The 13,823-nt window shown below is 68.2% G+C and carries 12 protein-coding genes; 6 read left to right on the top strand and 6 right to left on the bottom strand.

Translation table 11 applies throughout. The annotated features are described in order from the left end of the window. Nucleotides 1-32: 32 nt before the first annotated feature. From AWC07_RS20335 to AWC07_RS20320, 4 genes are all read left to right on the top strand, one after another. Nucleotides 33-1,442 (top strand): WS/DGAT/MGAT family O-acyltransferase, encoded by a 1,410-nt coding sequence (locus tag AWC07_RS20335; protein WP_036417940.1) that lies wholly within the window; start codon nucleotides 33-35, stop codon nucleotides 1,440-1,442. 43 nt (nucleotides 1,443-1,485) lie between these two features. Beyond that, nucleotides 1,486-2,268, top strand: coding sequence for a crotonase/enoyl-CoA hydratase family protein (locus AWC07_RS20330; protein ID WP_036417939.1), 783 nt, complete (start codon nucleotides 1,486-1,488; stop codon nucleotides 2,266-2,268). A gap of 125 nt (nucleotides 2,269-2,393) precedes the next feature. Continuing rightward, nucleotides 2,394-3,890 (top strand): class I adenylate-forming enzyme family protein, encoded by a 1,497-nt coding sequence (locus tag AWC07_RS20325; RefSeq protein ID WP_036417938.1) that lies wholly within the window; start codon nucleotides 2,394-2,396, stop codon nucleotides 3,888-3,890. Continuing rightward, nucleotides 3,887-4,183, top strand: coding sequence for a hypothetical protein (locus AWC07_RS20320; RefSeq protein WP_036417937.1), 297 nt, complete (start codon nucleotides 3,887-3,889; stop codon nucleotides 4,181-4,183). Before AWC07_RS20325 ends, AWC07_RS20320 begins: the two co-directional genes overlap by 4 nt. A gap of 17 nt (nucleotides 4,184-4,200) precedes the next feature. Here the strand turns inward: AWC07_RS20320 and AWC07_RS20315 are convergent, their stop codons facing one another. The 3 genes from AWC07_RS20315 to AWC07_RS20305 form a co-directional block, all read right to left on the bottom strand. Continuing rightward, nucleotides 4,201-6,129, bottom strand: coding sequence for a PE family protein (locus tag AWC07_RS20315; protein WP_085105206.1), 1,929 nt, complete (start codon nucleotides 6,127-6,129; stop codon nucleotides 4,201-4,203). 451 nt (nucleotides 6,130-6,580) lie between these two features. Then, entirely contained in the window at nucleotides 6,581-7,195 is a 615-nt protein-coding gene (locus AWC07_RS20310; RefSeq protein ID WP_244187645.1) for a TetR/AcrR family transcriptional regulator, read from the bottom strand. 11 nt (nucleotides 7,196-7,206) lie between these two features. Continuing rightward, nucleotides 7,207-7,392 (bottom strand): hypothetical protein, encoded by a 186-nt coding sequence (locus AWC07_RS20305; RefSeq protein ID WP_036419344.1) that lies wholly within the window; start codon nucleotides 7,390-7,392, stop codon nucleotides 7,207-7,209. A 140-nt stretch (nucleotides 7,393-7,532) separates the two neighbouring features. Between AWC07_RS20305 and AWC07_RS20300 the strand changes: the two genes are divergently transcribed. Beyond that, nucleotides 7,533-8,345 carry a crotonase/enoyl-CoA hydratase family protein gene (locus tag AWC07_RS20300; RefSeq protein WP_036419346.1) on the top strand — a complete coding sequence of 271 codons (813 nt, stop codon included), beginning with the start codon at nucleotides 7,533-7,535 and terminating at the stop codon, nucleotides 8,343-8,345. 9 nt (nucleotides 8,346-8,354) lie between these two features. On the opposite strand, the gene AWC07_RS20295 is transcribed toward AWC07_RS20300, so the two are convergent. Next, a complete protein-coding gene (locus tag AWC07_RS20295; RefSeq protein WP_036419349.1) occupies nucleotides 8,355-9,824 on the bottom strand; it encodes an aldehyde dehydrogenase in 1,470 nt (489 codons plus the stop codon). Nucleotides 9,825-9,868: 44 nt separating this feature from the next. Then, nucleotides 9,869-10,666 carry a class I SAM-dependent methyltransferase gene (locus tag AWC07_RS20290; protein WP_051508260.1) on the bottom strand — a complete coding sequence of 266 codons (798 nt, stop codon included), beginning with the start codon at nucleotides 10,664-10,666 and terminating at the stop codon, nucleotides 9,869-9,871. 257 nt (nucleotides 10,667-10,923) lie between these two features. Between AWC07_RS20290 and AWC07_RS20285 the strand changes: the two genes are divergently transcribed. Next, nucleotides 10,924-12,087, top strand: a complete 1,164-nt coding sequence (locus AWC07_RS20285) for a glycosyltransferase family 4 protein (protein WP_036419352.1) — start codon at nucleotides 10,924-10,926, stop codon at nucleotides 12,085-12,087. A 10-nt stretch (nucleotides 12,088-12,097) separates the two neighbouring features. On the opposite strand, the gene AWC07_RS20280 is transcribed toward AWC07_RS20285, so the two are convergent. Next, nucleotides 12,098-13,822: an MmpA family trehalose lipid delivery protein gene (locus tag AWC07_RS20280; protein ID WP_036419355.1), complete on the bottom strand. Its 1,725-nt coding sequence runs from the start codon at nucleotides 13,820-13,822 to the stop codon at nucleotides 12,098-12,100. Nucleotide 13,823 lies beyond the last annotated feature (1 nt).

Below are 13,823 nucleotides of genomic sequence, written 5' to 3'. Positions count from 1 at the left end.
TTGTAAAGTCGCGCTATGACCAGGGGGCTGCGGTGAAACGGCTCAGCGGCTGGGACGCGGTACTGCTCTACAGCGAAACACCGAATGTGCACATGCACACCATCAAGGTCGCGGTGATCGAGCTCGACCCGGACAGTCGCCCGTTCGGTATCGACGCCTTTCGCGAAGTCATCGGCGGGCGCATGGGCAAGCTGGAGCCGTTGGGCTATCAGCTGGTCGACGTTCCGCTCAAGTTCCACCATCCGATGTGGCGTGAGCACTGCGAGGTCGATCTCAACTACCACATCCGGCCTTGGAAGTTGCCCGCGCCGGGCGGCCGGCGCGAATTGGACGAGGCGATCGGCCAGATCGCCAGCACCCCGCTGGACCGCAGCTACCCGCTGTGGGAGATGTATTTCGTTGAGGGCCTTGCCAATCACCGGGTGGCGGTGGTCGCCAAGATCCACCACGCGCTGGCCGACGGGGTCGCCTCGGCCAACCTGATGGCGCGCGGCATGGATCTGCTGCCGGGACCGGAAGGTAACCCGTATCTGTCGGACCCGGCCCCCAGCAAGCCGGAGTTGATGAGTTCGGCGTTCGTCGACCACCTGCGCCACCTGGGGCGGATCCCCGCGACCATGCGGTATACCGCGCAGGGTCTGGCCCGGGTGCGGCGCAGCGCGCGCAAGCTCTCTCCCGAACTGACCCGGCCGTTCACCCCGCCGCCGACCTTTATGAACCACAAGCTCACCCCGGAGCGCAGGTTCGCCACCGCCACCCTGGCGCTGGTCGATGTGAAGGCGACGGGTAAGAAGCTGGGGGCGACGATCAACGACATGGTGCTGGCGATGTCCACCGGAGCGCTGCGCAGGCTGCTGCTGCGCTACGACGGCACGGCCGAACCCTTGCTGGCTTCGGTCCCGGTGAGCTACGACTTCTCACCGGAGCGGATCTCGGGAAATCACTTCAGCGGCATGTTGGTGGCGCTGCCGACCGACTGCGACGACCCGCTGGAAAGGGTACAGGGCTGCCACGATAATGCGCTGTCCGCCAAGGAAAGTCACCAGCTGCTGGGGCCGGAGCTGGTCAGCCGCTGGGCGGCCTACTTTCCACCGGCCGGTGCCGAGGCGATGTTCCGGTGGATGTCCGGCCGCGACGGGCAGAACAAGATCCTCAACCTGAATATCTCGAACGTTCCCGGCCCGCGGGAACGCGGCAGGGTAGGCGGCGCGCTGGTGACCGAGATCTACTCGGTGGGTCCGTTGACCGCGGGCAGCGGCCTGAACATCACCGTGTGGAGCTATGTCGACCAGCTCAACATCTCGGTGCTGACCGACGGCGCCACCCTCAAGGACCCGCACGAGGTGACCGAGGCCATGATCGCCGATTTCATTGAAATACGAAGAGCTGCTGGTCTTTCCGAAGAGTTGACGGTCGTCGAGTTGGCGCTGGCCCAGGCGTGATCGGGCACAGCGTGATCCACATCAGAAGGAGCTGCGAACCACTGTGAGCGAAGAACCCGGCACCACCGAGCCCGAAGTCCTTGTCGAACAACGCGATCGGATCCTGATCATCACGATCAACCGGCCCAAGGCGAAGAACGCTGTCAACGCCGCGGTCAGTCGGGGTCTGGCCGACGCGATGGATCGCCTCGACTCCGAGGCCGGTCTCTCGGTGGGCATTCTCACCGGTGCGGACGGTTCATTCTGCGCGGGAATGGATCTCAAGGCGTTCGCCCGCGGCGAGAACGTCGTCGTCGCAGGCCGCGGCTTGGGCTTCACCGAACGTCCGCCCGCCAAGCCGCTCATCGCTGCGGTGGAGGGCTACGCGTTGGCCGGCGGCACCGAGCTGGCACTGGCCACCGATCTTATTGTGGCCGCCCGGGATTCGGCGTTCGGCATTCCGGAGGTCAAACGTGGTCTGGTGGCCGGCGGCGGGGGGCTGCTGCGGCTGCCGGAGCGCATTCCGTATGCGATCGCCATGGAGCTGGCGCTCACCGGTGACAACCTGCCCGCCGAACGCGCCCACGAGCTAGGTCTGGTCAACGTCTTGGCCGAGCCGGGCCAGGCGCTCGAGGCGGCTATCGCGCTGGCCGGAAAGATCACCGCCAACGGGCCGCTCGCGGTGGCCGCCACCAAGCGGATCATCACCGAATCGCGCGGCTGGAGCTTGGACAATCGATTCGCCGAGCAGATGAAGATCTTGGGCCCGGTCTTCATGTCCAACGACGCCAGAGAAGGCGCGGTCGCGTTCGCCGAGAAACGCCCGCCGCGCTGGACCGGCACCTAAATAGCCCTTTCACAAGCCCGAGTCCTGGTTTCCGCCGTCGCCGCCGAGGCCCTTCAGCGCAGACCCTCATGGGTTACACTGAAAGCTAGATTTGTAAAGTCAGGGGGATCGGAGAAGGGTCGCCGATGAGCGTTTCGCTGCTTCTCGAGATGGCTGCGTCGAGCAACCCCGACCGCACCGCCGTCGTCTCGGAAGAGCTGCGGCTGACGACTCAGCAGCTCAGCGATCTCGCCGACGGCGGCGCCAGGGTACTCGCGGCGTCGAATGCCCGCCATGTGGTGTACGTCGGCACCGGCGGGGCGATGCTGCCGCTGCTGATCTTCGCCGCGGCGCGCGCCGGGCTGCCGTTCACCCCGATCAACTACCGGCTATCCGCCGATGCCATCCAGACGCTGATCCGCCGACTGCCCGAACCCCTGGTGATCGCCGACGACCGCTACCGGGGCATGCTCGGCGATACGCGGTCGATGAGTTCGGACGAATTTCTGGCGCTGGCCCGCAGTGTCGAGCCGGCTGCAGATATTCCGGAATACACCGACCCGGACTCGGTGGCGATCGTGCTCTTCACCTCGGGAACCACATCGCAGCCCAAAGCCGTCGAGCTCACCCACAACAACCTCACCAGCTACGTCACCGGCACAGTCGAATTCGACTCGGCCGACCCCGGCGACGCCGCGCTGATCTGTGTGCCTCCCTACCACATCGCCGGGGTCGGGGCGGCGCTGTCGAACCTGTACGCCGGACGAAAAATGGTGTATCTGACCGATTTTGACGCCCAGGACTGGGTGCGGCTGGCCAATGCCGAGCGGGTCACCACCGCCACTGTGGTGCCGACCATGCTGGACCGCATCGTCGCGGTGCTGGAGACCGGCGAACACAAGCTGCCCACGCTGCGCAACCTGGCCTACGGCGGCTCGAAAGTGGGTCTGCGGCTGGTCCGCCGCGCCCTGGAATTGCTACCGGATGTCGGCTTAGTCAACGCCTACGGCCTGACCGAGACCAGCTCGACGATCGCCGTGCTCACTCCTGATGACCATCGCATGGCGCTGTCGGCTTCGGACGCCGCGGTCGCCCGGCGATTGGGATCGGTCGGACGGCCCGTGCCGGGCATCGAGGTGCAGATCCGCGGCGAGGACGGCACCGTGCTGGGACCCGGCCAGACCGGTGAGCTGTTTGTCCGGGGCGAGCAGGTTTCCGGGCGTTACACCGGGATCGGTTCGGTGCTCGACGACAACGGCTGGTTTCCGACGAAGGACATCGCCATGCTGGACGAAGACGGCTACCTGTTCATCGGCGGGCGTAGTGACGACACCATCATCCGTGGGGGTGAGAACATTTCGCCGGCCGAACTCGAAGAGGTGCTCATCGAGCACCCGCAGGTGCGCGACGTTGCGGTGGTCGGGGTGGACGATCCGCACTGGGGCCAGGCCATCGTCGCCGTCGTGGTGCCGTCCGCCCGCGCCGACCCGGACCCGCAGGAATTGCGCGATTATGTGCGTAACAGTTTGCGCGGGTCACGCACCCCCGACCGGGTGGTGTTTCGCGACGAGCTGCCAACCACCGCAACCGGCAAGGTACTTCGCCGGCAGATCATCGAAGAACTAGCAGGAGCGGCACCATGATCAAGAACGGAACCCGTCTCGCCAGTCAGGTGTGTGACACCCAGGTCATCGTCGTCAGAAGCGGCGACAGCCTCGACGACCTGCGCTGCGGAGGCGTACCGATGGTGCCGATCGGTGCCGAGCGGTCCGGCCAGCTCGACCCGGCCTTCGCCGACGGCTCGGTGCTGGGCAAGCGCTACGTCGACGACAACGGCGCCGAGGTGCTGGTGACCAAGCCGGGCGCCGGAAGCCTGAGCATCGGCGACACCAAGTTGGCGCTCAAAGAGGTCAAGCCGCTGCCAGCCAGCGACTGACGTGCACGCACGATAGGTCAGGAGCCGGCCGAACCGGGTGTTCCGTCGACGCCGACCAACGACCCACCGTTGCCGCCCTTACCGCCGCCGCCACCTGACCCGTTCGGGCCCACAGAAGAGAACCCGCCGTCACCGCCGTTACCGCCGGCCCCACCGTCACCGATGAGCTTCGCGTTGCCGCCGTTGCCGCCGGAACCGCCGTTACCGCCGGGCACTGAGGATCCGACTCCACCCAGTCCGCCGGCCCCGCCGCCCCCGCCGTTGCCGTACAACAGGCCGCCGGCCCCGCCGTTGCCGCCGTTTCCGCCGTGACCCGCCGGATTAGTGCTGATATTGGCTTGGTCAGCACTTGCCCCGGCTCCGCCGTGCCCACCGTTGCCGATCAGCCACCCGCCGTTGCCACCGTTGCCGCCGTTGAATCCGCTGAAGCCGAACCCCGTCCCGGTTGTGCCGCCGCCCCCGCCGTCGCCGCCGTTGCCGATGAGTCCGCCATTCCCGCCGTTCGCTCCCGCCGAGTTGAGGCTGGTCGCGCCGTCGCCTCCGTTGCCGAACAACCACCCGCCGTCAGCGCCGTCCACCTGTATCCCATTTTGCGATCCAGCGCCGGCGCTGCCACCGTTGCCGATCAGCAGTCCAGCCCGGCCGGGTGTGCCGCCCTGGCCGCCGGCGACGGTGCCGCCACCGTCGCCACCGCTGCCGAAGAGCCACCCGGCATTGCCGCCGCCGCCGCCGCTGGCGTTGGGGACGAAGCCGTTGCCGGCGCCGCCGGCGCCGCCGTCGCCGTACAGCCACCCGCCGTTGCCGCCGTAGCCGCCGCGACCTCCGGGTCCGCCCGGCCCGCCGCTGCCGATCAGTACGGCGTTGCCGCCGTTTCCGCCGAGGGCGGCGCTGGCGCCGCCAATCCCGCCTTGGCCTAGCAGCCACCCGCCGCGGCCGCCGGCTCCACCATCGCCGCCCAGGACGCCGGTGGTCCAGTTCCCACCGCTTCCGCCGACACCGCCGTAGCCAAACAGTCCGGCGTCGCCACCGGCGGCGCCGCGGCCGCCGGTTCCGGTGGCGGAGTCCCCGCCCCACCCGCCATCCCCGCCGTAGCCGTGCAGCCAGCCGCCGGTTCCGCCAGCGGCGCCCGCACCGCCATTGCCGCTGGTGGCGCTCCCGCCGGTGCCGCCGTTACCGCCGCTGCCGAAGAGTCCGGCGTTGCCGGCGAGCCCACCGTTTCCGCCAGTGCCGGTGGTGGCGTTTCCGCCCCCGCCGCCGGAACCGGCGATGCCGAACAGCCCGGCGTTGCCACCGAACCCGCCGTTACCGCCGCTGCTGCCCGCCGCGGTGGTTGCACCGCCCTGACCGCCGGTTCCGCCGCTGCCGAAGAGCCATCCGCCGGCGCCCGCGTGACCGCCAGCACCGCCGGCACCGGTGGCGCTACTGCCTCCGTGCCCACCTTGGCCGCCGTTGCCGATCAATGCCGCGGCGCCGCCGTTGCCGCCCGCCAGCCCGCTGCCCGCCGGCTGGCTGTAGCCGTTGCCGCCATTGCCGAAGAGCAGCCCACCGTCGCCGCCGTTGGGATTCGTCGCCGTCCCCTCGGCGCCGTTGCCGATCAGCGGACGTCCCAGCAGCGTCTGGGTAGGGGCATTGATCGCGTCGAACAACGTCTGCAGCGGCGACGCGTTGGCGGCCTCAGCGGCCGCGTAGGAGCCGGCACCCGCATTCAGGGCCTGCACGAACTGAGCGTGAAACGCTGCGGCTTGAGCGCTGAGGGTCTGATAGGCCTGAGCGTGGGTGCTGAACAGCGACGCAATGGCGGCTGACACTTCGTCGGCGCCCGCGGCAAGTACCGCCGTCGTCGGTAACTGCGCGGCCGCATTCGCCACGCTGATACTGGAACCGATATTCGCCAAATCTGACGCAGCAGCCGTCACTATCTCTGGCACTGCGATGAGGTGCGACATGCGTGGCCTCTCGGTCGGGTTCGAAATAGGAGCTGCCGCCGATCAGCCGACTGTCGACGAATCGGTGCTACCCGAGCTTAGTGCGATGCCGGACAGAAGATGGCGACTTTCACCAAGATCGTTCGTCCACAATGGTTCTCGATGCTTGAGCCTGCGCGGCGGCAAATTCAGCGGGCGGCTCCGTGAGCTTGGGCAAGGAGTGTTGCGAATTGCCGGCCGCTGCGTTATGGAACACACATTTGGTCGCCGGCCTGGCGCAGCGATTCGGCCTTGCCCGTCGAGCGGCACAGCAGGATAGCGCCGGCCGACACCGGCGCGCGGTAAGCCTGAAATCGTAACGTCAGGGCCAGGAACGCATACTTGATTCCGCGCAAATGCCCTGCGGCCCAACACATTCACACCTGGGACACGCAGCAACCGGCCCATACTTCAGGCCGCTATGGCGTACCCATCAGCTGTCGCGGCTGCTGGAACGTCGGTCATGGCGAACGAATTCCCTTGCTTTGGTGAGGAATTCGAGTTGATCGCCTACCTCGCGCAGCGGTTTGGTGGTGCGGGTCGAGCGGCACAGCATAATGGCGCCCTCCAGCGCGGCGACGGACGTGACCGCCAGTGAGGCCGCGTCTGACTCGTCGAAGCCGTCGATGACGAACGCCCGGGTCAATGCGCTACACCAGCGGTTGAGGATGGCGCCGGCCTCCACGGACAGCCGGACCTCATCGTCGGCCGATCCCAGCGCGGCCGCGGCCACGGGGCAGCCGGCGGCGAAGCCGCCCTCGATAAGCAGGTGTTCCCAGAAGTCGACGAACTCGCGCAGCAGGACACGCGCACCTTTGGCGGCACCGTTATCGATCACGGCCGTGATGGAATCGCCGGCGTAGCACAGCGCCTCGGCCAGAAGCTGACTTCGCCCGTCCGGAAAGTGGTGGTACACCGAGCCGCGTGGGGCGCCGCTGCGCGCGAGCACCGAGTCGATGGTCACCCCGGCCGCGCCGCGTTCGCGCAGCACCTGGGCAGCGCTGATCAGCATGTTGTCCCGGGTGCCGCCACGCTTCTTTGCTGCCATGCCGGTCGGCGTCATGCCGCGTGGGAGTGGCCGTGAGCGTGGCGGTGTACCGGCCAGTGCAGGTGCCGCGGGCTGAACCGCAATGGCCGGCGGCGCCGCTCGGGCAGTTCGCGGGTGTATCGAAAACCGGCGATGTTGAGCTCGATGATCCACATGATGACTCCCGGCGGGTGTGTCGCCTCATGCACCGGGGCCACCGGCCCATGATTATGCAACCGAGCATAATCTATGACTGCCAGGCTGCGGAAGAGCCCCGTTGCCGGGCAGTGATCTTTGACGTCCAAAGGCTGCTCTATGCTCTATTGCATAATCGGGCTCGCTGGGGTTCACTAAGCCGATGACCAGTGCTTCGCAGCCTTCGCTGCCCGACCTCGCCACCGTGTCCCTCGAGCGCGACGGCCATGTCCTGCTGATCGGTCTGAACCGGCCGCATAAACGCAATTCGTTCGACCGGGCGATGCTCGCCGATCTATCGCGGGCTTACGGGCTGCTGGAATCCGACGATTCGCTGCGCGCCGGGGTGTTGTTCGCCCACGGCGACCACTTCACCGCCGGTCTCGATCTCGTCGACGTCGGCCCCGGCATCGCGAGCGGGGAGTTGGCGTTCTCCGACGACGGTCGCGACCCGTGGCGTCTCGACGGTTCGTGGAGCACGCCGCTGGTTACCGTCGTGCACGGCTGGTGCATGACGTTGGGCATCGAACTGTTGCTGGCCGCCGACATTCGCATTGCCGCGGCCGGGACCCGGTTCACCCAAATGGAAGTGCAGCGCGGGATCTATCCGTTCGGTGGCGCGACGATTCGCCTGCCGCGCGAGGCCGGGTGGGGTAACGCCATGCGCTGGCTGCTCACCGGCGAGGAGTTCGACGCTGCCGAGGCGCACCGCATCGGGCTGATACAAGAAGTTGCCGACGACGACGCCGCCGCATTGGCCCGGGCGCGAGAGATCGCGCACACCATCGCCGAGCGTGCCGCGCCCCTAGGTGTGCGGGCCACCTTGGCTTCGGCGCACTTGGCCCGCACCCAGGGTGAAGCGGCGGCTATCGAACGCCTGCGCCCCGACGTCGCGGCCCTGTTCGCCAGCGAGGACGCCGCCGAGGGCGTGCAGTCGTTCATCGAGCGCCGGCAAGCGCGCTTCCGAGGCCGTTAGTTGGCCGAGTCACGCGACGGTGTAGCCCATCGGCATCAGCACGCTCTTCTGCTGGGTGAAGTGTTCGACGCCTTCTGGCCCGTTCTCGCGGCCGATCCCGGAGTTCTTGTAGCCGCCGAACGGACATCCCGGATCGAAGGCGTACCAGTTGATTCCGTACGTACCGGTGCGGATCTTCTCCGAGATCTCAATACCGTGGGGGATATTGGTGGTCCAGACGCTGCCCGCCAGCCCGTACACTGAGTCGTTGGCGATCTTGACCGCATCCTCTTCGGTGTCGTAGGGGATGATCGACAGCACCGGCCCGAAGATCTCCTCCTGGGCGATCGTCATCTTGTTGTCGACGTCAGCGAAAACCGTTGGCTGCACAAAGAATCCGTTGTCCAGGCCTTCGGGACGGCCACCGCCGCACACCAGCCGCGCGCCCTCCTCGATGCCCTTGGCGATGTATCCCTCCACCCGGGCGCGCTGTTTCTCCGAGATCAGCGGCCCCACTTGCACGGCCGGGTTCGACGGCGGCCCCACCGGCAGCGCCTGTACGAAAGTGCTTACCGCGTCCACGATTTCGTCATACCGGGAGCGCGGCGCCAGAATCCGCGTCTGGTTCACACAGCCCTGCCCGGCGTTCATCACGCCGGAGAACACCATCATCGGGACAGCGCTGGCCAGATCGACGTCTTCGAGCATGATGGCCGCCGATTTGCCGCCCAGTTCCAGCGTGCATGGCTTGAGCAGCTCGGCGGCACGCTTGCCTACCTCCTTGCCGACGGCCGAGCTGCCGGTGAAAGTGAACATATCGACGTCGGGGTTGGCGGTCAGCGCCTGGCCGGTCTCGATACCGCCGGGCACCACCGACAGCACCCCCTCTGGCAGGCCGGCCTCGGTCAGCAACTCCGCCAAAGCGTTTGCCGTCAACGGGGTTTCGGCAGCCGGTTTGAGCACCACGGTGCAGCCGGCGAGCAGCGCCGGGCCCAGCTTGTTGATGGCCAGGAACAGCGGCACGTTCCACGCCACGATCGCGCCCACCACACCGACGGGCTCACGATGGACGATGGTCTGGCCGTAGGAGCCGCTGCGGACCTCCCGCCACTTGACCTGGTCGACGGCCTGAGTGGCGAAGAAGTTCAGCGCCCCCATCGAGCCCATCCAGTGCATCGTCTCGATGATCGTCGGCGGCTGACCGGTCTCGTCGGTGAGCAGTTTGGTGAACAGTTCCTTGCGCTGCTCCAGCAGTTTGGCCGCGGCGGCCAGCACCGCCGCCCGCTCTTTCGGCGGGGTCGCGGGCCACGGTCCGTTGTCGAATGCCACCCGGGCCGCGGCAACCGCGGCGTCGACGTCGGCGCCGGCCGCCAGCGGCACCTTGCCGACGTACTCGCCGGTGGCCGGGCAGTGCACTTCAATGACTTCGGAGGTCGACGGTTGCGTCCACTTGCCGCCGATGAAAAGTTTGTCGTATTCGGTCGTGTGGCTCTGGCTCATGGCGCCACCCTACCCAAGCCGACCCGAAACGAGAACACGTTCCATTATCGCGGCTGCAGGACTAGCACCAGGTTGCTCACCAAGAACTCTCGGAGCACCGGCACCGACGTCAGCCACCACGCCCATCGCGGGTGGTAGCGAGGAAATGCGGCGACCGCGGCGCCGGTGCTGGCGGCCCACTTCAGACCATCGGCCGCCGAGACCGCAAACAACGACGACCCGTAGTTGTTTTTCGCCGGATGGCCGTGTTTTCGGGCATAGCGCTCGGCGGCGCGGGCGCCGCCGAGGTAATGGGTCAGACCCATCTCGTGTCCGCCGAACGGCCCGAGCCAGACGGTGTAGGAGAGCACGACCAGCCCGCCCGGCCTGGTCACCCGCAGCATCTCGGCGCCGAGCTGCCACGGCCGGGGCACGTGCTCGGCGACATTGGAAGACAGGCAGATGTCCACCGAGTCGTCGGCGAATGGCAGTGCCATGCCCGAGGCCCGGACAAATGTGCCCGCCGCATCGGCGGTCGCGGGGCCCGGGGCGTGCATCTCGGCCGGATCCGGTTCGACGCCGATGTAGCGGACTCCGGCGTCGGCGAATGCCGAGGCGAAGTATCCGGGACCACCGCCTACGTCGAGCAGCGTGCGGCCGGCCGCCGGCTCCCCGTGGCCGGCCAGCCATAGATCACCGACCATCGTCGCGGTGTCGGCCGCCAGGGCGTCGTAGAAGCGTGCCGGGTCGGACTGCTCGTAGCGGAACTGCGACAGCAGCCGCAGCGAGCGGGACAGCGTTGCGCGGCGCGCAACGACATCGGTGACAGGGGACGCGACGGCCACCGGCCACACCCTACGCATCCGCACCGCCCACCGGTGCCGGATGATCCGCCAGGGGGGCGGCCCGGGGCATCTTGACTTCAACGTGTATGCACGGCTTCCAGCGTGCGCCCACGGCGGCCGACAGGCGCTTGAATTCAGGCGCTCAGACTCGCCATGAGCGCGCAGTCAAAGCCGCCAGTGCACACTCGGCGCTGCGGGAGACTCCTGCGGATTGCCTGCCCCCATCTTCCGCCGCGCGGCGGCGCGCATCGTCGCCAGGCTAGGCTGGGCGATTGATGTCTGGACTGCGCTCGGTGTTGCTGCTGTGCTGGCGCGATACCGGCCATCCCCAGGGCGGCGGCAGCGAAACCTATTTGCAGCGCATCGGCGCGCAGCTGGTCGCATCCGGTATCGAGGTCACCTTGCGTACCGCCCGCTATTCGGGGGCCCCACGACACGAAGTCATCGACGGGGTGCGGATCAGCCGCGCCGGCGGCCGCTATTCGGTGTATGTGTGGGCGCTGGTAGCGATGGCACTGGCGCGATTGCGGTTAGGGCCGCTGCGCCGAGTGCGGCCGGACGTGGTCGTCGACACCCAAAACGGTCTGCCGTTTCTTGCCCGGCTCCTGTACGGGCGTCGCACGGTGGTGCTGGTCCACCACTGCCATCGAGAGCAGTGGCCGGTGGCCGGCCCGGTGCTCGGCCGGCTGGGCTGGTTCGTCGAGTCGACGTTGTCGCCACGGCTCAACCGGCGCAACCAATACGTGACAGTGTCGTTGCCGTCGGCGCGTGATCTGGTCGCCCTGGGTGTGGATAACCGGCGGATCGCGGTGGTCCGCAACGGACTCGACGAGGCGCCGGCGCAGACGATGTCCGTCCCGCGCGCGGCCACGCCGCGGGTGGTGGTGCTGTCGCGGCTGGTACCGCACAAGCGGATCGAGGACGCGCTGGAAGCCGTGGCCGAGTTACGGCGACGAAACCCGGGGATACCGGGTCTGCACCTCGACGTGGTCGGTGGCGGCTGGTGGCGGCAGCGACTCGTCGACCACGTGAACCGGCTCGGCATTTCCGACGCGGTGACTTTTCTTGGTCACGTCGATGACCTCACCAAACACCATGTGCTGCAAAGCTCTTGGGTGCACCTGCTGCCGTCACGCAAGGAGGGGTGGGGTCTGGCCGTGGTCGAGGCGGCTCAGCACAGCGTGCCCACGGTCGGGTATCGGTCTTCCGGCGGTCTGTCCGACTCGATCATCGACGGGGTGACCGGCATCTTGGTGGACAGCCACCGCGAACTGGTGGACCGGCTCGAAGAACTGCTCCGCGATCCGATATTGCGCGATCAACTCGGCGCCAAGGCGCAGGTGCGTAGCGGCGAATTCTCTTGGCAACAAAGCGCCGAAGCCATGCGCACGCTGCTCGAAACAGTGCTGGCCGGTGACCGCCTCAGCGGCGTGGTGTAAACCGCGAAACTCAGTCCTCTGCGATCGACGCCGGCGTCCCGTCGCCTCTGGTTAGGTGCCGGCGCAGCCAGCAGCCGGCCATGCCCGCCCCACCCACCAGCAGCAGGCAGAGCCATGCCCAATGCGCAAGCATCGTCGCTCGGAGGCGCGCAGCAGCGACACCGTCGGATTGGCCGCCAATCCGGTAAAGAGCCAAGTCGCCGTCACGATACGTCGGTGTCAGCCGGTCGAGCGTGCGCGCGGCCGCACCCATCTCGCCGGCGCTGTCCGACTCGACGACCACCCACCCCACCCCGGCCCGCGCTAACGCCGCGGGATCGGGCCCGGCCAGCAGCAACTCCTGCACCGCCCGGGCGTGCGTGCCGTCCCCGGGAACCGTCACCCCGGAGATGACCAGGTCGCCCGTCGTCAGCACGTCGGCCCGAACCCAGCGGGGCAGCGGATCGAGCACCGGCGCGGACCCCGACCAGGAAAAGCGCCGCATGGTGCCGGCAGGTAAGACCGCCACGGCCCCCGGCTCACGGTTGATCGCCGCCGCGACGGCCGCCCACCCCGACGGGTAGCGCACGGGTATGACCCTGCCCCCCACGCCCCAGGCCAGGTCCGGCAACGCCAAGACGAGTGCCGCACAGCAGAGCACCCCCGCCACGGCAGGCCGCGACCACCGTGCCAGCGTCACCACCGCCCCGGCGCCGCACACCGCGTAACCCGGCACCGCCAGGGCCACCCACTTCTGCCCGTCCCGCAGCACGCCCAGCCCGGGTACGGCGTCAATCACCGCGGTCAGCACATGCAGCCCCGGGCCGGTGGCCAATCCCGCCGGCGCCAGCACCGATACCGCCGCCAGTACCAACAGCGGCACCGCCGTCGCACGACGCAGCGCCGCGGGAAGTCCGACCGCTACCACCGCAAGCAGCACCGCGGCCGAGAGCAACGCGAAAAGCGTTGTGCGCGAGCCGGGCACGGCCTCGCCATTCCAGATCCCACCCAGACCGGCCAGACTGGCGAGCGTGCCCAGGCCGGGTTCGGCGCGCGGCGCGAACGCGCTGACGCCGGGCCCGTTGGCCGCGGTGTGACTGGCCAACGACGACCCCAGGGCCGAGGCCGTCAGCCACGGCAGCGCGCCGACCACCGCAAAACCCAATCCCGTTGCGGCGCAAAGCCAACGGGGCCGGACGGCACCGGGAGCGGCCACACAGGTCAGGGCAACCGTCGCGGCCAGCAGCAGCCCGGTCGGGGTCAGCCCGGCCAGTGCGATCCAGAACGCCAGGGCGAAAAAACCGGACCGCCCCGCACCGCAGCGCAACCCCAGCATCGCCGTAGCGACCCACGGCAGGCAGCCATAGCCGAGAAGCAGGCTCCAATGTCCCTGCAAGAGCCGTTCGGCGACATAGGGATTCCAGATTGCGATGGTGATCGCGACGAACTGGCCACCGGCTCCGGCAGCCGGCAGCACCGTCGCCACCAGGTGGGCCGCACCCCAGCCCGCGAACCAGAGACCCAGCACCAGCAATGCCTTCACCACGATGCCGCCGTCGACCAGATGCGACGCCAGCGCCACCGCGAAATCCTGCGGCGTTGCCCGGGGCGCTGCCGTCAGCCCGAGGGCGCTGGGGGACAGGCAGGACCGCGGGGTGGACACCGCGTCGCGCAACAGCAGATATCCGGGTCGCAGTAGCGGCAGCACCACCAATAGCGCCAGGGTCAACGCATAGCCCGGTCGCAACCAGCGCACG

The organism is Mycobacterium gastri (assembly GCF_002102175.1).
Classification (GTDB): Bacteria; Actinomycetota; Actinomycetes; order Mycobacteriales; family Mycobacteriaceae; genus Mycobacterium; species Mycobacterium gastri.
This window is presented reverse-complemented; position numbering and strand designations above follow the sequence as displayed.